The sequence below is a fragment of the Porphyrobacter sp. TH134 genome, from assembly GCF_002855495.1.
GTDB lineage: Bacteria > Pseudomonadota > Alphaproteobacteria > Sphingomonadales > Sphingomonadaceae > Erythrobacter.
Genome location: NZ_PKRO01000015.1, coordinates 50,881 through 69,845, shown reverse-complemented (window position 1 = coordinate 69,845; position 18,965 = coordinate 50,881). Strand labels below are relative to the sequence as shown.

General features: G+C 65.3%; 17 protein-coding genes. 12 read left to right on the top strand and 5 right to left on the bottom strand.

From position 1 onward, the window contains the following. A partial coding sequence (locus tag C0V72_RS08635; RefSeq protein ID WP_101793609.1) for a PAS domain S-box protein occupies window positions 1-2,428 on the bottom strand: 2,428 nt, incomplete at its 3' end. Window positions 2,429-2,712: 284 nt separating this feature from the next. Here C0V72_RS08635 and C0V72_RS08630 point away from each other — a divergent pair. The 3 genes from C0V72_RS08630 to C0V72_RS08620 all read left to right on the top strand — a co-directional run bounded on the left by C0V72_RS08630 (window position 2,713) and on the right by C0V72_RS08620 (window position 6,756). Beyond that, entirely contained in the window at window positions 2,713-3,204 is a 492-nt protein-coding gene (locus C0V72_RS08630; RefSeq protein WP_101793607.1) for a DUF4402 domain-containing protein, read from the top strand. Window positions 3,205-3,321: 117 nt separating this feature from the next. Then, window positions 3,322-4,143, top strand: a complete 822-nt coding sequence (locus C0V72_RS08625) for a molecular chaperone (protein ID WP_143704551.1) — start codon at window positions 3,322-3,324, stop codon at window positions 4,141-4,143. Between the two features lie 27 nt (window positions 4,144-4,170). Continuing rightward, the gene (locus C0V72_RS08620; protein WP_101793602.1) at window positions 4,171-6,756 is read left to right on the top strand and encodes a hypothetical protein; all 2,586 of its coding nucleotides are present in this window, start codon (window positions 4,171-4,173) and stop codon (window positions 6,754-6,756) included. A 36-nt stretch (window positions 6,757-6,792) separates the two neighbouring features. Here the strand turns inward: C0V72_RS08620 and C0V72_RS08615 are convergent, their stop codons facing one another. After that, window positions 6,793-7,608, bottom strand: coding sequence for a hydroxyneurosporene dehydrogenase (locus C0V72_RS08615; RefSeq protein WP_101793599.1), 816 nt, complete (start codon window positions 7,606-7,608; stop codon window positions 6,793-6,795). 23 nt (window positions 7,609-7,631) lie between these two features. Then, complete coding sequence (gene crtD / locus C0V72_RS08610; protein WP_172438965.1) at window positions 7,632-9,212, bottom strand: 1-hydroxycarotenoid 3,4-desaturase CrtD; 1,581 nt, start codon at window positions 9,210-9,212, stop codon at window positions 7,632-7,634. Window positions 9,213-9,307: 95 nt separating this feature from the next. Here crtD and C0V72_RS08605 point away from each other — a divergent pair, with 95 nt between their 5' ends. From C0V72_RS08605 to pufM, 9 genes are all read left to right on the top strand, one after another. Beyond that, a complete protein-coding gene (locus C0V72_RS08605) occupies window positions 9,308-10,432 on the top strand; it encodes a methyltransferase (RefSeq protein ID WP_101793593.1) in 1,125 nt (374 codons plus the stop codon). Between the two features lie 123 nt (window positions 10,433-10,555). Continuing rightward, window positions 10,556-11,503, top strand: coding sequence for a chlorophyll synthesis pathway protein BchC (gene bchC / locus C0V72_RS08600; protein ID WP_101793591.1), 948 nt, complete (start codon window positions 10,556-10,558; stop codon window positions 11,501-11,503). After that, a complete protein-coding gene (locus tag C0V72_RS08595) occupies window positions 11,497-12,507 on the top strand; it encodes a chlorophyllide a reductase iron protein subunit X (protein WP_199797782.1) in 1,011 nt (336 codons plus the stop codon). The genes bchC and C0V72_RS08595 overlap by 7 nt, the downstream gene beginning before the upstream one ends. Window positions 12,508-12,511: 4 nt before the next feature. Beyond that, window positions 12,512-14,062, top strand: coding sequence for a chlorophyllide a reductase subunit Y (bchY, locus tag C0V72_RS08590; protein ID WP_101793588.1), 1,551 nt, complete (start codon window positions 12,512-12,514; stop codon window positions 14,060-14,062). Further along, on the top strand, window positions 14,059-15,519 hold the full coding sequence (gene bchZ / locus C0V72_RS08585; RefSeq protein WP_101793585.1) for a chlorophyllide a reductase subunit Z: 1,461 nt from the start codon (window positions 14,059-14,061) through the stop codon (window positions 15,517-15,519). Before bchY ends, bchZ begins: the two co-directional genes overlap by 4 nt. A 171-nt stretch (window positions 15,520-15,690) precedes the next feature. Beyond that, window positions 15,691-15,831 (top strand): light-harvesting antenna LH1, beta subunit, encoded by a 141-nt coding sequence (gene pufB, locus C0V72_RS08580; protein WP_101793582.1) that lies wholly within the window; start codon window positions 15,691-15,693, stop codon window positions 15,829-15,831. A gap of 75 nt (window positions 15,832-15,906) precedes the next feature. After that, a complete protein-coding gene (gene pufA / locus C0V72_RS08575) occupies window positions 15,907-16,101 on the top strand; it encodes a light-harvesting antenna LH1, alpha subunit (protein ID WP_101793579.1) in 195 nt (64 codons plus the stop codon). A 99-nt stretch (window positions 16,102-16,200) separates the two neighbouring features. Continuing rightward, window positions 16,201-17,025, top strand: coding sequence for a photosynthetic reaction center subunit L (gene pufL / locus C0V72_RS08570; protein WP_101793576.1), 825 nt, complete (start codon window positions 16,201-16,203; stop codon window positions 17,023-17,025). A 12-nt stretch (window positions 17,026-17,037) separates the two neighbouring features. Next, window positions 17,038-18,009 (top strand): photosynthetic reaction center subunit M, encoded by a 972-nt coding sequence (gene pufM, locus C0V72_RS08565; RefSeq protein ID WP_101793573.1) that lies wholly within the window; start codon window positions 17,038-17,040, stop codon window positions 18,007-18,009. Between the two features lie 133 nt (window positions 18,010-18,142). Here the strand turns inward: pufM and C0V72_RS08560 are convergent, their stop codons facing one another. Further along, on the bottom strand, window positions 18,143-18,430 hold the full coding sequence (locus C0V72_RS08560) for a hypothetical protein (RefSeq protein ID WP_233999856.1): 288 nt from the start codon (window positions 18,428-18,430) through the stop codon (window positions 18,143-18,145). Window positions 18,431-18,461: 31 nt separating this feature from the next. Beyond that, window positions 18,462-18,944 (bottom strand): TspO/MBR family protein, encoded by a 483-nt coding sequence (locus C0V72_RS08555; protein ID WP_172438964.1) that lies wholly within the window; start codon window positions 18,942-18,944, stop codon window positions 18,462-18,464. Between the last annotated feature and the right edge of the window lie 21 nt (window positions 18,945-18,965).

The following is an 18,965-nucleotide window of genomic DNA, read 5'->3' as shown; positions in this document are numbered from 1 at the left end:
CCGAAGCGAGTTGCGCTGTGCCGGCGGGCTTGCCGAGCACACCGTCAAACAGCCCGACCTGGCCCTGATGCAATTGGTGGATGCGCGGCTGAGCGGTCAGCAGCACGATCGGCAAATCGGGGCGCAGCTTGCGCAAGCTGCGCGCCAGCTCGGCCCCGTTCATGCCGGGCATGTCGTAATCGGTGATCACCAGATCCCACTCTGCCGCGCCCTCTCTGATCGCGGCAATGGCATCCTGCGCGTCAAGGCAGGGGCCGGCCTCGGCGCCCACTTCATCCAGCATGGCCACCAAGGTATCGATCATCGCCGGGCTGTCATCCACCACCAGCACCGCCTTGCCGGCAAGCCCCGCCTTGTAGTGAGCCCACGCGGCTTCGTCCTCGATCGGACCGGTGTGATCGGGTTGCAGCGGCCACCACAGCTCGAAAATCGTCCCGGCCCCCGGCCAGCTCTGGATCGCCAATGCGCCATGATTGCTGGCGATGATCCCGGCCACCACTGCAAGACCAAGGCCTGTTCCTGCCTCACCCTTGCGGGTGAAGTACGGCTCGAAGATCCGGTCCAGCTCGGCCGGGTCAATTCCGCAGCCCGTATCGCTCACCCTTATCAGAACGCTCGGCACCTGTGGGACCGTTCCGATCATGGGCCGCATGTCAGCGGCGCCGGCCTCGCCTGTGAGCACTTCCAGCTTGATCCGCCCGGTTTCGCCGCAGCGCAGCGAATCGCGCGCGTTCAGCACCAGATTGAGCAGCACCTGATTGAGTTCGGTATCGTCGGTCAGCAGCATGATCGGCGCGGATGGCATTGCCAGTTCGATCCGGTGAAGGGGATCGGTCAGGCTGGGCACCACCAGATCGCGCACATCACGCAGCATCTTGCGCAGATCGACCAGCTTGGGGTGCGGCACGCGGCGGCCCAGGGTCAGCATCTTTTCGACCAGCCCCGCCGCCGTGGTTGCGGCTGACTGAATGCGCACCGCATGGTGGCGCACCCGGTTATCGTCGATCTGCCGGAGGAGTTCGGCGGTGCCGGAAATCGCTGCGATCAGATTGTTGAAATCATGCGCGATGCCGCTGGCCAATTGGCCGACAACCTCCTGCCGCTGGGCCTGCATCAGCTGTTCGCGCAGCCGCACCTTTTCGCGCTCCATTCCGCGCCGGTCACCCACATCGCGCGTGACGCACACGATTCCGCCTTCGGGCGCGAGCGACAGCGCGATTTCCTGTTCCAGCATCGTGCCGTCGGCCTTCAACCCCTGTGTCTCGCCGCGCCATTGCCCTTGCGCAAACAGGACCGGCATGGCCTCCTCGTCAAGTCGCTGGACCTCGTGCGGGGGGTAGAGAATGCTCCAGTTCCGGCCGTTCAGCGCCTCCGGATCGGAATAACCGAACATCGCTGCGTGGGCGCGGTTCATGAAAATGAAGGTGCCATCGGCATCGGTCAGCGCGATCCCATCGTCCGAAGCCTCGATGGCGGCCACCTGCCGCGCCAGCCGGGCCTCGGTAGCGATGCGTTCGGCCTCGGCGACCTTGCGCGCAGAGATATCGCGGATAATTCCCGCAAAACCGGCCGGGGCGGTGCTGTCGGCGCCTTCTTCGGGCCACATCGCCAGCGACAATTCGATTGGCAGTTCGCCGCCACCCTTGATGAGTGCGGGCACCTCGACCGTGTGGCCCACCAGCTTCGACGGGGCGCCCGCCCGCATCCGCGCGACCCCGGCGTGATGCCCTTTGCGGTGCACCTGCGGGATGATGAGATCAAGGCTCTGGCCCAGTGCCTCCGCGGCGGTCCAGCCAAACATCGTCTCAGCCGCGCGATTCCACAGGGTGATCCGGCTGTTCGCATCGGCACACACAAAGGCATCGGTGGTGGTTTGCGCGATCAGCTGGGCGATGCGGCGTTCCTGGCGCCGTTGCCGCCCTTCGAGCAGGCTGACAACCTGCCGCGCCATCAGTTGCAGCGCCCCGGCCTCGCGCTCCGAAAAGCCTGCGCGCGGGGCAGGGTCAATCACACACAGCGTACCCACCTTTTGGCCCTGAGCCAGCACCAGCGGGGCACCGGCATAAAACCGGATATGCGGCGCGCCGGTGACCAACGGATTGGCAGCGAAGCGCGGATCGCTGGCTGCATCCGGCACCACCATCACGCCGCCATCCGTCCCGCTTGCCGCGATGGCATGCGCGCAAAAGCTGTCGGCCCGGCACGTTTCGGATGTCTCCAGCCCATGGCGCGACTTGAACCACTGCCGGTCGGCATCAACGAGACTGACAAGCGCAATCGCCGCATCGAACCGATCGGCGGCGAGTCGGGTAATCACATCAAGCTCGGCTTCAGGGGCGGTATCGAGCACGTCGAGCCGATGCAGCGCAGCGAGCCGTTCGGGCTCGTCATAGGGGATCGGGGGAAAGGTGAAATCAGGCTCGAACATTGGGTTGGTCAGTCCGGTCAGATGCGTGCGTCAAACAGGAACCCTGCGTGGTCCGCTTGCACACGCTGCGCAATCCGGCCTTATGGCTCAGAAACCTTATCCTTTCGTATAGGTCACCCCATGCCCTCGGGCAGGCCCCTATCCCCGCCGTGCGCGCGGTTAACCCTTCCGCGCCGCCCGCTACCCTTGCGCTACCGGGACAGACCGGGCCGGTTTGGGCATTTGGAGGTCAGCCGCGGCGAACCCGCCGCCGGACTTGACCACGACCAAAAAGGACCAATGAAATGAACAAGATGTTTGCAGCTTTGACCGTTCTCGCATCGCTCGCCGCCGCCACTTCGGCGCAAGCCCAGTCGGCTGACGCCGGCGCCGGTGCGAAGATCATCGCTCCGCTGGAAATCAGCAACACGGCCGACCTCTACTTCGGCACCATCGCCCCTTCGACGACTGTCGCTGACAGCGTCGTCGTGCTGGCCGACGGCAGCCGCAAGTGCGGCCCGGCGCTGACCTGCCTGACCGCCGACCACACCGCCGCTGCTTTCGCGGTGACCGGTGAAGCCGACGCCTTCTACACGATCGCCCTCCCCAAGGAGATCAAGATCGTCAACGACAAGGGCACAGCGATGCGCGTTTCGGACTTCAACGGCTCGAAGACGAACGGCCAGCTGCTGAAGGGCGAAGACAGCTTCACCGTCGGCGGCACGCTTGACGTCGGCGTGCGTCAGGAAGCCGGCGAGTACACCGGTAGCTTCACCGTCGCGGTGGAATACCAGTAAGCCCTCCGTGGCAGGGGGTGAAGGGAGCCGCGCATCCCCCCGCGCGGCTCCCGGATCCCTCTCACGCTGATGCCAATACCCCAAGACCAACCCCTGCCCACGTAAGGTCTTTATCCCATGCCCAGATTTCCCCTCGTCGCGACGTTGCTCGCGGCGCTTGCCGCCCCTGTGCCTGCCGCAGCCGAACTGCTGGTCGCCCCCACCCGTGTGGTGCTGACCCCCGAGGCGCGCTCGACCGAACTTGTGCTCGTCAACAAGGGCACCGAAACCGCTGCTTTCCGCATTGCCATCGAAAACCGCCGGATGCGCGAAGATGGCAGCCTTGAAGACGCCCCGACCGCGCAGGACGGCGAATTGTTCGCCGACGACAAGCTGCGTTACTCCCCGCGCCAGCTGGTGCTGGCACCGGGCGCGCGCCAGGTCGTGCGCGTCATGGCCACCGCCCCCGTCGATCTGGCGGCGGGCGAATACCGCTCGCACCTGCGCCTGATGTCCGCACCTGTCAGCGCCGGGACGACCCAGATCGCAGGCGAAGCAGGCACCGACAACAGCCTCTCAATCGAACTGGTCGCGATCCGCTCGATCACCATCCCGATGATTCTGCGCGTCGGCGCGCTTGATGCTGCCGTCACGATGGACGCTGCGGCCATGGCCGCAGAAGCCCCCGATCAGCTCGTGGTGCGCCTGACCCGCTCTGGCACGCGTTCGACCTATGGCGATGTCAGCTTCACCGTCGACGGCGAAAAGGCCCCGGCCTGGCTGGTGCGCGGTGTGGCAATCTACGTCCCCAACACCAGCCGCGACGTGGTCGTGCCGCTGCCTGCCGAAGTGCGCGCCAAGCTCGCTGGCAAGCGGGTGCGGATCGACTACACCTCGACCGACGCAGGCGATCCGGCCAATATCGGCAAGCTGCTCGCCAGCCTGAACGCGGCGCTCTGAGCGCATGACCCGGCCCGGTGATCATTCATGTCCCGCCGACCGTTCAGGCCGCTGCGCTGGCTAGCCCTGCTTCTGTGCGCAGCCAGTCTGGTTGGCGGAGACGCTGCCCCGGTTCGGGCGCAAGAGGACGGCCTGTTCGACCGGCTATTCGGGAGCGACCCTGCCGCCGAGCGCGCCGGTCAGGCCGCTGACGGGCTCGCCCTTCCGGCCTTGTTCGCCGATCGCAAGCTGATCGTCGATGCCATCGCCCTGCATGATCTGGGCGCGGATGGCGAGGCCTGTGTCGCAATTCTCCCGCTGCTCGATGCGCTGGAACTGGCGCATGAACCGGCAGACGCGGACATAGCCCTGACCCTGCCCGAGCCGCGCCGATCGGTCACCATCCCCGCCGCTGCCCTGCTGCCCAGCCCGAGCGGCGCGTGCCTGCCGCTGGCCGATGTGCCTGCATACCTGCCCATGAGCCTTGCCCATGACGCGGTGAGCCAGCGCCTCGTCGTCAACCCCTCCGCCGCCCTGCCAGTGCTGATGCGGCTTGAGCGCGAAGAACGCCAAGCAGGCCTGCGGCCCGAAACGCTGCGCCCCGCCTTCCCGCTGCTCGCCCGCGCTGACGGGATGGCCAAGCTGTGGAGCGCCGATCTGGGTGCGGTCGCTGCCATGACCCCGCAGGGCCGTCAGGTTTCGGCCAGTCTGCTGGCCAGCGGCGCGCTATTCGGCCTGGCCGGGCGGCTGAGCATCGCGCTGACCAATGAAGGGCGTATCACCCCCGGACTTACCCTGTCGGATGCGCGCGGCACTCCCGATCTGCTCGGGGGCCTTGGCGCGCGAAGTCTGGCCCTGGGCGATATTGCCGCCCCCGCCCAGCCGCTGATCGCCAACGCATTGTCAGGGCGCGGGCTCGTGATCTCCTCGCGCGCGCCGTGGCGGGCTGACCTTGTCGACACGATCACGCTGACCGGCCCGCTCCCGCAAGGCTGGGAAGCCGAGCTGTGGCACGAAGAACGCCTCATCGCCGTCACCCGCGAACCTGATGCAGCGGGACAATGGCAGTTCGGCGACATCCCGGTCCGCATCGGCGCGAACCGCTGGGTCGTGCGCCTTTACGGCCCCCATGGCGAAGTCAGCGAGGAGGTATTCAAACGCCTCGTCGGTACTGAAATGAACGCGGAGAACGAGGTAAGCTACAGCTTCGGCGCGGTCGATGGCGGCACCCCGTTTGTGGGCGACACGCTGGCGGGCGAACCCGCGGGGCCAGCCGCCTTTGCCAGCATTGACTGGGGCATGACGGGCGATGTTACGGCAAGGCTGGACCTGCGCGCCGGGACTGCGGGCCAGCCGGCCGCGGCGCTGGGCTTTAACGGCGCGCTGGCTGGCGGCTTATGGGCCGTGACCGGAGCGCGCGACCGTGAAGGCGGGATCGGCGGCGCAGTGCGGCTGGCGCGGCGGATCGGGGCGCAGGACGTTACCATCGACCTCGCCCGGCATGGCCGCGACGACGGCCCCAGCTTGGCCCCGCTGGTGCGCGAGTTTTCGCAGGTGATGAGCATTGCCGGTCAGGGCCGCATCGGGCTTGGCCGCCTCAGCCTGCCGTGGCAGGCGCGGGTGCAGAGCGGCGAGCTTCGACGCGGCGGCGAGCGGCATGTCGCCGCCGCCCGTCTCGTGATGCCGATGCCCGACTGGCAGGCCAACTTTGCACTCGGCGCGGTGCAGGAAGGCAGCACTGCGTGGCAAGGCACCGCAGCGCTGGGCGTGACGGCGCGGCGCGGCGAATGGCGGCTGCGCAGCGGCGTTACCGCTTCGGACCGCAGCGGCTGGCGGATCGACGGCGCGAACTTCAGCGCGGCGCGGCGTCTGGGCGCAGGCAACTTGGCGTTCGATCTCGATTGGCAGGCCGACAGCGGCAAATTCGGCGGCGGTGTGACATTCGCCCGCCAGTTCGGTCCGCTCGGTCTCAGCGCCTCGGCAGGGCGCGAAGGGGCTGGCTGGCGCGCGGGCATCGGCCTGACGCTCGGCCTTTTCCGCGGCCAAGATCGCTGGCGCACCGCACCCGCCGGGATCGCCCGCAGCGGCGCGATCATGGCCGAGATGTTCGTCGATGACGACGGCGACGGGTTGCGCGGCGTGGGCGAACAGGGTGTTGAAGGCGGGCGCTTCATCGTCGGTGCCGCGCTGCGGCGCGAGGAAACGGCTGCGGACGGGACAGTGCTGATCGGCGGGATCGCGCCGGGGCCGGACGTGGATATCGAAACCCAGATGTCCAGCCTCACTGACTTCACGCTGCGCCCCGCCCGCACCGGCGATCGCCTCGCCCTGCGCCCCGGCGAAATCCGCCATGTCCCCGTCGCCCTGCGCCCCACTGGCAGCATCGAAGTACAGGTGGTGCTGGTGGCAGGCGATCAGCGCACGCCGCGTTCCGGCATGATGGTGGTGCTGCGTGACAGCGCGGGCCGCGAGGCCGCACGCGCGGTGACGGATTTCGATGGCTACGCGCTGTTCGATGGGCTGGCCTTTGGCGCATGGCAGGTTGCCGCAGCAGGGCAAAGTTCCGCCCCCCTTGCCCTGTCCCGCGAACAGCCCGTTCGGACCGAGCGCTTGTTGATCCCGCCTTCGGCCTAGAACCCCGCGCCCGTCCAGCAAGCCGCTGCCGCGCGGCTACCCTTTGCGGCGCGGCATCCGGTAGGGCAGCATGAACTGCACCAGCGGCGAGGAAAACCGCCGCATATCCAGACTTTCCTGCACCGCCACCACTTCCTCGCCCGCAAACCGCGAGGCAAGTTCGGAACGGGCATAGAAGGGCGTGTCTTCCCACGTGCGGCGCACTTCGGCGACGCCAATGTCCGATCTTGTGCGGCGGTCCACCCGCCACTTGCTCGGCGGCAATTGCGCGATGGGCGGCAGATCGACCGGCTCGGGCGCGCCATCCGCCCCGAACCGCAAGGCGCTGGCAAACAGCGAGCCATCGCCGCGCTCGCCTTCGTAACACACCAGCGCGCCCTCGTTCAGATGCGCGCGCGACCAGTGCCAGGTGTTGAACCCGGTCTCCAGCGGCTCGGCCCCGCGGTTGTGATCGAGATAGGCCTTGCCCTTCCACGAAATGCCGGGCTCGTCCATTTCCACCTCAATCCGCGCGCGCGGCGCAAGGCAGTGCCAGATATGGTTTTCACCCCCGTCGAGCGCGAAGGCCACGCGGTTGAGCGCTTCGGGATAGACCCGCACCCGCCCACGCACCCGGCGCTGCCAGGGTACAAACAGCCGGGTATCGCCTTCGACGATATCGATGGTGAGCGCGTCATTCTCCCAGCGCACCGCGCTTGGCCCGATGATGAGGTTGCTGGCGTCGCGCTCCACCGCGCTCGCCCCGCGTTCGGTCATCGTCCAGCGCGCATTGGGGCCGTAGAGGGCGACATTCAGCGCACAATGCGCCAGCGGCTCGCTGCGGCCGGATTTCTTGTAGTAAGGGGAAAACACGCTCCCCAAAAACGCGATGATCGTCAGCCCGTGCTGCCCGTCGTCGCTGATGGCATCGACATACCACCAGCTGTAACCGCCAGCCGGGATGTTTTCATCGAAGCGAGGCCCTGTGCGATCACCCGCGCGGCCAGCTGCCCGGACAAGGCTGCCATGGGCACCCCAGCCGCCGGATGGGTCGCGCCGCCCGTGCAATAAAGACCAGGCAGGCGGGTTGTCGGCCCTTGCCGCTGGAAGGAGGCCGCCCAGCCGTGCGACGCTCTGCCATAAAGGGCGCCGCCCGTGGCCGGGAACAGCCCCTCCCAGTCCTGCGGGGTCATAAGCTGATGCGGCATGTGCTCCGGCTGCGGATCCTCCAGCTGCAAGCCGCAGCGTGTCAGCGTGGCCATCATGGCTTGTGTGCATCGGGCTCTCTCCTCGGGCGTATAGTGGTGAACGTCTCCATTGGCGGGGGCGTTGACGATGATCTGGATGCGTTCGCGCGTGCCTTGGGCTGGCGCGGGATCGTTGATGCGCGCACCGCGGTCGATGGCGCAGACATAGACGGTGGGTTCCGACGGAGTGGCGCCTGCGCCGATCTCACGAAACTCGCGCGCATAATCGCGTGAGAAGAAGACGTTATGATGGGTGAGGTCAAAACCGCTGGTTCTGGCATGGGCATACCACACCAGCGCTGACAGTGAGCGTTTGGCGGGCGGGATCGCAGGCACAGCGCCCGCGGCCGCCGCGCCGAACCGTCCAGTGGCTAGCGCCCCCGGATCGCCGTTGCAGATGACAGCATCGGCCGCGAACACCTCGCCGCTGGCCAAACGGACGCCGCTGGTTCGCCCGTTTGCGGTCAGCACCTCAGCGACCGGCGCCTGGGTTCGCACCCGCGCGCCCTGCTGCTCGGCAAGACCCGCTATCGCTGTCGCCAGCGCGTGAATGCCGCCCTCGATCAGCCAGACCCCGCGCGCCTCGACATGGGCGATCAGCATCAAGGTGGCAGGGGCGGAAAAGGGCGAGGATCCGCAATAGGTCGCATACCGCCCGAACAATTGCTGCAAGCGGGCGTCCTTGAAGTGGCCGCCGAGCGCCTTCCACATCCCGTCGAACGGGCGCATGGCGAGCATGTCGCCCATCCGCCACGGCCCGATCCGCCAGATCATCGGCAGCGGCGTCGAAGCCTTGTCGCCGCGCAGGAACGGGTCTTCCAGCACCTCGAATATCCGCTGCGCTTCCGCGGTGAAACTGCGATAGCCGCGCGCTGCCTCGGCGCCGGCAAAGGCGCCCACGGCATCGATGCTGCGGTCACGGTCGGCGTAAAGATCAAGGTGGCCGCTATCGTCCCATGCGTGGCGAGCGATCACTTCGGCGCGGGTGACGGTGACATGGTCTTCGAGCCGCGCCCCGCAGGCGGCGAACACCTCGTCAAAGACACTGCGATAGGTAAAGACCGTCGGCCCACCGTCGATTTCGGCACCGTCAACGCTGACACGCCGGGCCTTGCCGCCGACCCAAGCCTCTTTTTCAAACACGGTGACGTCCGCCCCGCGCGCGGCGAGCAAGGCGGCGCTGGTCAGCCCGCCTATCCCTGCCCCGATCACGGCGATTCGCGCGCCCACCTGTCCTCCTGCCCTCAGTCTCTTGCGATTATCATTGACCTTACGAGGCCATATGTCCAATTGTTTAGACATATGGTCTGTGAAACTTTCTTTACGTGAGCGCATGGGCCGCCTTCCGGATCGGTTATGTGGCGCGTCGCAACCGGGTGTTTGCGTCCCCGCAGTTCCAGCACTGGGCCGCGCGCCTGCCACTGATCCGCTGGATTGCCCGCAGCCGCGCGGATGCCGCGTTCAATCTGCTGGCCGGCTTCACCTACTCGCAGATCCTGCGCGCCTATGTTGAAGGCGAGCTGTTCGATATCCTGAAGGACGGCCCGCTCACGCCAGCCGTGATCGCCCAGCGCCTTGGCCTGTCCGATAACGCGGCGCTGACCCTCCTGCGAGCCGGGCGCCCGCTGATGCTGTCTGAAGAACCGGCGCCCGGGCAATGGATGCTGGGAGAACAAGGTGCTGTTTTCGCATCCAATCCCGGCGTGCAAGCGATGGTGCGCCATCACCGGCTGCTCTATACCGACCTGGCCGATCCGCTTGCTCTGCTGCGCGCAGACCGGCGCGAGGCGACCGACCTGTCGCGCTTCTGGACCTATGCCGGCGCGCTCCACGGCGCGAGCGAGCGCGGCGAACAAACCGCCGAATATTCGCAGCTGATGGCCGCATCGCAGCACTTTGTGGCGGGCGAAGTGCTGGCGTCGCTGTCGTTCAAACGTGCCGCTCGGCTGCTGGATGTGGGCGGCGGGCATGGCGCGTTCCTCAGCCATATCGGCACAGCCTGGCCGCATTTGCAGCTCGGCCTGTTCGATCTGCCCGAGGTGGCCCGCACCGGTGCGGCAATCCTTGGCGAAGCGCTGGGTGCAGATCGGGTCACTGCGCATCCGGGCAATTTCTTCAACGATTCCATTCCGCAAGGCTACGACATGGTCTCGCTGATCCGCATCCTGCACGATCACGATGACGGGCCCGCTCAAGCCCTGCTCACCAATATCCGCAAGAGCCTCGCCCCCGGCGCGCGCCTGCTGATTGCCGAGCCGATGGCCCGCATTCCGGGGGCCGAACCGATGGGGGAGGCATTTTTCGGCCTCTACCTGTGGGCGATGGGATCGGGCCGCCCACGCAGCCCCGCCGAGATCATCACAATGCTGCGCGCCGCCGGATTTGGCTCGGCTCAAACCGTCGCAACTGCGCAACCGGTCAACGCGAGTATTATAATTGCGCAGGCCTGAGGGAAACTTGTCCAATAAATTTGACAGTCTGACACGTAAGGCGTAGCAAACACTCGGGAGAACGCAGCAGCTGAGTTTCCGACTCGGTATCCGCAACGCAAAACTCTCGGAGAGATCGACACAATGAACACCCTGGCCGTCATCCTCGAAGCACCGGAGCGCCTGGCTCTCCGCGCGCTGGAGATGAAGCCGGTGGAAGCGTCAGATGTGCTCGTTGAAATCACCTACAGCGGGATCAGCACCGGCACCGAAAAGCTGTTGTTCACCGGGCGCATGCCGCCCTTCCCCGGCCTCGGCTATCCGCTGGTGCCCGGTTACGAATCAGTCGGCCGCATCATCGATGCAGGCGCCGAAGCGCGCGGACGGATCGGCGACTGGGTGTTCGTCCCCGGCGCCAATTGCTACACCGACGCGCGCGGCCTGTTCGGCGGCACCGCCAAGCGCGTCATTGTTCCGTCGGCGCGGGCGCTCCCGATCCCTGAGCATCTCGGCGAAAGCGGGGTGCTTTGCGCGCTCGCGGCGACGGCACTTCACGCGATAAAGGGCGGCTTTGCCCGGCGCGAGGCGCTGCCTGATCTTATCATCGGCCACGGCGTGCTGGGCCGTCTGCTCGCCCGGCTGACGCTGGCGCTGGGCGGCACAGCGCCGACCGTGTGGGAAACCAACCCCGCCCGCCGCACTGGTGCTTCTGGCTACAGCGTGATCGATCCGGCTACTGACGAGCGCCGCGATTACCATGCCATTTATGACGCCAGCGGTGACGCGGGCCTGATCGATGATCTCATCATGCGGCTGGCCAAGGGCGGCGAGATCGTGCTGGCCGGCTTCTATTCCGAGCGGGTGAGCTTTGCCTTCCCCGCCGCCTTCATGCGCGAAGCCCATTTCCGTGTCGCCGCCGAATGGCAGCCCGGCGATCTGGCTGAAACCCGCGCCCTGATTGAATGCGGGCGCTTGGGCCTCACCGGCCTGATCACCAACCGGCGTCCTGCCGGTGAAGCGACGGAGGCCTACCCACAGGCCTTCACTGACCCTGACTGTCTGAAGATGGTTCTCGATTGGAGCGAATGCTGATGTCCATGCTCGACACACGAACCCTTGAAGACCAAGCCGCCGCCTTGCGCGAAGAAGCGGGTCATGAACCCGATCCCGTGCACACCGGCGAAGTGAAATCCGAAACGCAGGTCATCGCGATCTACGGCAAGGGCGGCAGCGGCAAGAGCTTTGCGCTCTCCAACCTCAGCTACATGATGGCCCAGCAGGGCAAGCGCGTGCTGCTGATCGGTTGCGATCCCAAGAGCGACACCACCAGCCTGCTGTTCGGCGGCAAGTCGTGCCCCACGATCATCGAAACCTCGTCGCTCAAGAAAGCCGCCGGCGAGGAAGTGCGCATCGAGGATGTGTGCTTCCAGCGTGATGGCGTGTTTGCGATGGAACTCGGCGGCCCCGAAGTGGGTCGCGGTTGCGGCGGCCGCGGGATCATCCACGGCTTCGAGCTGCTCGAAAAGCTGGGCTTCCACGACTGGGGCTTCGATTACGTCCTGCTCGATTTCCTCGGCGACGTGGTGTGCGGCGGCTTCGGCCTGCCGATCGCCCGCGACATGTGCCAGAAGGTGATCGTGGTCGGATCGAACGACCTGCAGTCGCTCTACGTCGCGAACAACGTCTGCCAGGCGGTCGAGTACTTCCGCAAGATGGGCGGCAATGTCGGCGTTGCCGGCATGATCATCAACAAGGATGACGGCACCGGCGAAGCGCATGCATTTGCCGAAGCGGTCGGCATCCCGGTCCTGACCGCGATCCCCGCGAACGAGGACATCCGCCGCAAGAGCGCGAATTACCAGATCATCGGCATCCCCGGCGGCGAATGGGCAAGCCTGTTCGAAGACCTCGCCATCAACGTCGCCGAAGCCCCCCCGGTGCGCCCGACCCCGCTGACTCAGGACGGCTTGCTCGGCCTGTTCAGCGCCGACGTGACCGGTGCCAATGTCGAACTCGTTCCTGCAACGCAGGCCGATATGCGCGGCGGTGTGTTCGAAACCCGTCCGAGCCTCGAAGTGATTTACGACGAGGCCTGATGCGATGAGCGATGCTTTCCCCCCCAGTGGCAACCGCGCACCCGACCGGATCGATCTCGATGCCGGCGCCGTGAATGCGGGCGGCGCGTGTTCGTCCAAGGACACGATGCGCGATGCTGCGCGCGATGCGGGAAAGAGCGACATTCTCGATCAGTATGCCGCCGACTATCCGGTCGATCCGGCCGCCGGCCCGCATGATCAGCCGCAATCGATGTGCCCTGCCTTCGGGTCGCTCCGGGTGGGTCTCAGAATGCGGCGCACCGCCACGGTCCTGTCGGGCTCGGCCTGCTGCGTTTATGGCCTGACCTTCACCTCTCACTTCTACGGCGCGCGCCGCACGGTGGGCTATGTGCCCTTCTCCAGCGAAACGCTGGTCACCGGCAAGCTGTTCGAAGACATCAAGGAAGCGGTCGAAGGGCTCGCTGACCCCGAAAATTACGACGCGATCATCGTCACCAACCTGTGCGTCCCCACCGCCAGCGGCGTGCCGCTGCGGCTCTTGGGCAAGCAGGTCAACGGCGTGCGGATCATCGGCATCGACGTGCCGGGTTTCGGCATTCCGACCCACGCCGAAGCCAAGGACGTACTGGCGGGCGCAATGCTCAACTATGCCCGCGAAGAAGTCGCGGCTGGCCCGGTTGCTGCGCCGCGCGAACGCTCCGACCTGCCGACCGTCACCCTGCTGGGCGAAATGTTCCCGGCCGATCCGGTGGTGATAGGCCAGATGCTGGCGCCCTTGGGCCTCGCTGCCGGCCCGGTCGTCCCGACCCGCGAATGGCGCGAGCTGTACGCGGCGCTCGATTGCGCGGTCGTCGCTGCGATCCACCCCTTCTACACCGCCAGCATCCACGAATTCGAAGCCGCCGGTCGCCCGATCATCGGGTCTGCCCCGGTCGGCGCGGATGGCACAGCCGCCTGGCTGCAATCCATCGGCGACACGCTGGGCCTGCCGCAGGATAAGGTCGACGCGGTCAAGAACACCATGATCGCCGCCTGCCGCGGTGCGCTTTCGGCCATGCCGATCAAGGGCCGGATCACGGTTTCGGGCTATGAAGGCTCCGAACTGCTGGTCGCGCGCCTGCTGGTCGAAAGCGGCGCCGAAGTGCCGTACGTCGGCACCGCGACCCCGAAAACCCGCTGGTCGGATGCCGACCGCGAATGGCTCGAAGCGCGCGGCGTGCACGTGCAGTTCCGCGCCAGTCTGGAACAGGATATCGCCGCGGTCGACGAATACCGCCCCGATCTCGCGATCGGCACCACCCCGGTGGTGCAGCACGCCAAATCGCGCGCGATCCCTTCGCTCTATTTCACCAACCTGATCTCGGCGCGTCCGCTGATGGGTCCGGCAGGGGCTGGCAGCCTCGCCACGGTGATCAACGCGGCGATGGGCAACAAGGCGCGCTTTGATGCGATGCGCGATTTCTTCGAAGGTGTCGGAACCGAACACGCTGCGGGCGTGTGGGAAACCCTCCCCGTCGACCGGCCCAAGTTCCGCAAGAAGTATGCGGCACTGAACGATGCGGCGCGCAAGGCGTCCGAGGCGGTGGGATCATGACCCTCATCCTCGATCACGATCGCGCCGGCGGCTACTGGGGCGCCACCTACGTCTTCACCGCGGTGAAGGGCCTGCAGGTCATCATCGATGGCCCGGTCGGCTGCGAAAACCTGCCGGTGACGAGCGTGCTGCACTACACCGACGCGCTGCCCCCGCACGAACTCCCCATCGTCGTTACCGGCCTGGGTGAGGAAGAGCTGGGCAAGACCGGCACCGAAGGCGCGATGAAGCGCGCGTGGAAGGCGCTGGATACCGAACTTCCTGCGGTCGTCGTCACCGGATCGATCGCCGAAATGATCGGCGGCGGCGTGACGCCCGAAGGCACCAACATCAAACGCTTCCTGCCGCGCACCATTGACGAAGACCAGTGGCAATCGGCTGACCGCGCGCTGACCTGGCTGTGGACCGAATTCGGCCCCAAGAAAATGCCCGCACCGCGGACCCGCAAGGAAGGCGAAAAGCCCCGCGTCAACATCATCGGGCCCAGCTATGGCATGTTCAACATGCCGAGCGATCTGGCCGAGATCCGCCGCCTGATCGAAGGCATCGGCGCCGAAGTCGGCATGGCATTCCCGCTCGGCAGCCACCTGGCCGACATCCGCGATCTCGCCACGAGCGACGCCAACGTCTGCCTGTACCGCGAGTTCGGGCGCAACCTGTGCGAAACGCTCGAACGGCCCTATTTCCAGGCGCCGATCGGCCTCACCCAGACCACCAAGTTCCTGCGCGCGCTGGCCGCGGAGCTAGGCCTCGATCCCGAGCCGTTCATCGAGCGTGAAAAGCACACCACGATCAAGCCTTTGTGGGATCTGTGGCGTTCTGTCACGCAGGATTTCTTCGGTACGGCGAGCTTCGGCATCGTTGCCAACGAAACCTATGCGCGCGGCATCCGACAGTTCCTCGAAGACGACATGGGCCTGCCCTGCACGATCGCGGCCTCGCGCTGCGCCGGGGTAAAAACGGATAACCAAGCCGTGCGCGCCTCGCTGCACAGCAATCCGCCGCTGGTGATGTTCGGCAGCTACAATGAACGCATGTATCTGGCCGAAAAGACCGGCAGCGGCTTTGGCCCCAGCACGCAGTTCATTCCCGCCAGCTTCCCCGGCGCCGCGATCCGCCGCCATACTGGCACACCCTTCATGGGCTATTCCGGCGCGACCTATCTGGTGCAGGAAGTGTGCAATGCGCTGTTCGATGCGCTGTTCCACATCCTGCCGCTGGGCACCGAGCTCGACAAGACCGTTCCGACCCCGCCGCGCGGCGAGGCGCAATTGACCTGGGACACCGAGGCCAAGGCGATGCTCGACAGGCTGGTGGAGGCGCAGCCCGTGCTGGTGCGGATTTCCGCTGCCAAGCGCCTGCGCGATACCGCCGAACGCACCGCGCGCAGCCGCGGCGTCACCACAGTTACCGCAGACTGCCTCGATGCAGACCTGCTCGAAGGCGCGGAGGCATGATGATCATGCCCGCCCCTTCCAACTCTTTGTCGTTGCCGCGGACCATGTCCTCGGCAGCACATACCTACGCCCCTGAAAAAGGGGCTCTCCAATCCACGTGGGGGATCACGCGGGGACGCCGAAGAGAGCTTTCGGGCTCTCAATCATACCCAACTGAACGGAGAAAACCCGATGAACGAACGTATCGGAACCCACCTGACGCCTGAAGAGGCACAGGAAATCCACAAGGGCTTTATGGGCACTTTCAGCCTGTATGTCGTGATCGCCTTGGTCGCGCACTTCCTGATGTGGTCCTACAAGCCCTGGCTCTAATTCCGTCATGAATGCGCGTGGCCTGCACTCGGCCGGCTGCGCAGATATCTGACTGTACAAGAAAGGAATTTTCCCATGTGGAGAGTTTGGTTTTATTTTGACATTCGCCGCGCTCTGGTTGCGCTCCATGTTGGTCTCGCCGTGTTGGCGTTCACCATCCACTTCATCCTGCTCAGCACGGATCGTTACAACTGGCTCGAGCGCGCTCCTGGCACGCCCGCACCGGCCCAGGCTGCTATCGAGTCGTCGGAAAGCCCGGCGGCAGGATAACACCTGCTTTAAATGTGAGGGGGCAGGTTCGCCTGCCTGCCTCCCATCACTTTTTGGCAAAACTGTAGCGCCCGCCTTACTGGCGGGGAGGATGGATTTATGGCGCTCCTTAGTTTCGAGCGGAAATACCGCACACGCGGTGGCACATTAATCGGCGGCGACCTTTTCGACTTCTGGGTCGGGCCGTTTTATGTTGGATTCTTTGGGGTGACGACGGCAATCAGCGCCTTGCTTGGCACGATGCTGATATTCGCCGCTGCGACGCAGGGTCCAACCCTCAACCCCTGGCTGATTTCGATCAACCCTCCGCCGGTCGAATATGGCCTGTCGCTGGCACCGATGTCACAGGGCGGATACTGGCAGATCATCACCTGTTGCGCCGTTGTTGCCTTCGGCTCCTGGGTGCTGCGGCAGGCGGAAATCGCCCGCAAGCTTGGCATGGGCTACCATGTGCCCATCGCTTTCAGCGTTGCGGTCTTCGCCTATGTCTCGCTCAACGTCATTCGTCCCTTGTGGATGGGCGCGTGGGGCAATGGCTTCCCCTACGGGATCTGGACGCACCTCGAGTGGGTTTCCAACGTCGGGTATGCTTTCGGCAACTTCCACTACAACCCAGTGCACATGCTGGCGATCACGTTCTTCTTCACGAACTGTCTCGCGCTGGCTTTGCATGGCGGTCTGGTGCTGTCGGCGGTCAATCCGTCCGGGGGCACCGACGTCAAGTCGCCCGAATATGAAGATACCTATTTCCGGGACTTCATCGGTTATTCGGTCGGGACGCTCGGCATTCACCGGGTGGGCCTGTTCCTTGCGCTGAGCGCCGGGTTCTGGAGCGCCATCTGCATCGTGATTTCCGGCACCTTGTATGTCGGCAGCTGGATCGAATTCTGGGATTTCTGGAAGAAAATTCCGATCTGGTCGTAAGGAGCCTGAACAATGGCGACGTATCAAAACATCTTTACCCAGGTGCAAGTCCAAGGGCCGCCCGAAATGGGCGTCCCGCACCTCGACGGTAGCGAGGGCCGCATTGCCCTTGTCGGACACAACTACTGGATGGGCAAACTGGGCCAGGCTCAGATCGGCCCGATCTATCTTGGCCTGCTGGGCGTGCTCAGTCTGGCTTTCGGCGGGGCGGCGCTGCTGATTATCGGCCTGAACTTCGCCGCGCAGGTCAACTGGAGCCCGCAAGGCTTCATGCGCGAGTTTTTCTGGCTGTACCTTGGCCCTCCGGGTCCGGAATATGGGTTCAGCCCGTTTGTCCCGCTCAATGAAGGCGGCTGGTTCATTCTGACCGGTGCGTTCCTGACGATCTCGGTCCTGTGCTGGTGGGCGCGCACTTACATGCGGGCCAAGGCGCTGGGCATGGGGATGCACATCCCCTGGGCTTTCGCCAGTGCGATCTGGTTGTTCCTGGTGCTGGGCTTTATCCGCCCGCTGCTGATGGGCAGCTGGTCGGAAGCGGTTCCTTACGGTATTTTTGAACACCTCAACTGGACCAACAATTTCTCGCTGGTCTACGGGAACCTGTTCTACAATCCGTTCCACGCGCTCTCGATCGTCTTCCTGTATGGATCGGCGCTTCTGTTCGCGATGCACGGGGCGACGATCCTGGCGCTCGGCCGTTATGGCGGGGAACGCGAGATCGAGCAGATTACCGACCGCGGGACGGCGGCTGAACGCGGTGCGCTGTACTGGCGCTGGGTGATGGGCTTCAATGCCTCGTTCGAATCCATCCACCGCTGGGCCTGGTGGTTTGCCGTACTGACGACGCTGACGGGCGGGATCGGCATCCTGCTGACCGGCACCGTTGTCGACAACTGGTACCTGTGGGCGCAGGAACATTACTACGCTCCCGAAACGGTCAACTATGACCCGACCGGCGCTGCGCAGGCCTCTGCCGGCAACTAACAGCGGGCCGGGCCGCATTGGTCCGGCTCCTTCAATCGGAAATACAGCAAACCCGGCGCGGACTTATGGTCCTTGCCGGGTTTTTGCTTTGGGACTTTCAGCTGTGGCCCGCGCGGGGGCCAGTCGGACCAGCCTAGCGCTCATCTGCCCGCTTGGCTCTCAGCCGATTGCGAAGATCCAGCAGGTGGAGCGGCAGGGACGCTGCCAGTGGCAGTGCGATCCAGTACCAATCGGCCCTCACCATGGCCGCGCGCAGGCCCAACACGATCAGCGCCGCTGTGCCCAGCAGCGCGGCAATATCGGCCCAGCGCCAGCCTTTTGCGACCCGCAGCCATGCCGCCTCGATCGCAAGCACACCAAGGATAATGTCAGCTGCATGGCCATCGGCAAACAGCGTCGCGGTCAGATCGCTGCCCATCATGACGTCGCCCCCTGTGATTATGCACCCGGCCTCAGCCGAAGGGAGCGTTGAGTTGCACGACCGCCCAGTTGAGCGCGCCAGCAAAGCTCACCCAGCCAAGGTAGGGAACCAGCAGCAGCGCAGCGCTTTTCGAAAAACGCCAGCAAAAGACGATCATCACCAGAATCGAGAGCCACAGCAGGGTCAGCTCGAAAAACGCCCAATCGGGCCGCTGGAGGCGGAAGAAAATCAGGCTCCAACTGATGTTGAGAAAGCCGTTGAGGGCAAACAGACCCAGCACCCATTCTGCCCGCGCAGCGGTAGGCGCCGCACGCCAGGCGGTGATCCCGGCAACTGTGATGAGGGCATAGATCACCGTCCAGCCCATCGGAAACACGACATCAGGCGGGTTCCAGTCAGGCTTGGCGAGCGCCTGATACCACGGACCAAGGTCGGTCACGGTCGCGCCCAGCGCCGCCACACACAGCGCCGCACCCGTGGCAACGGTCACGGGAATAATCATCATCCGGTTCATGGCATCAGCTTAGAGTTGCGG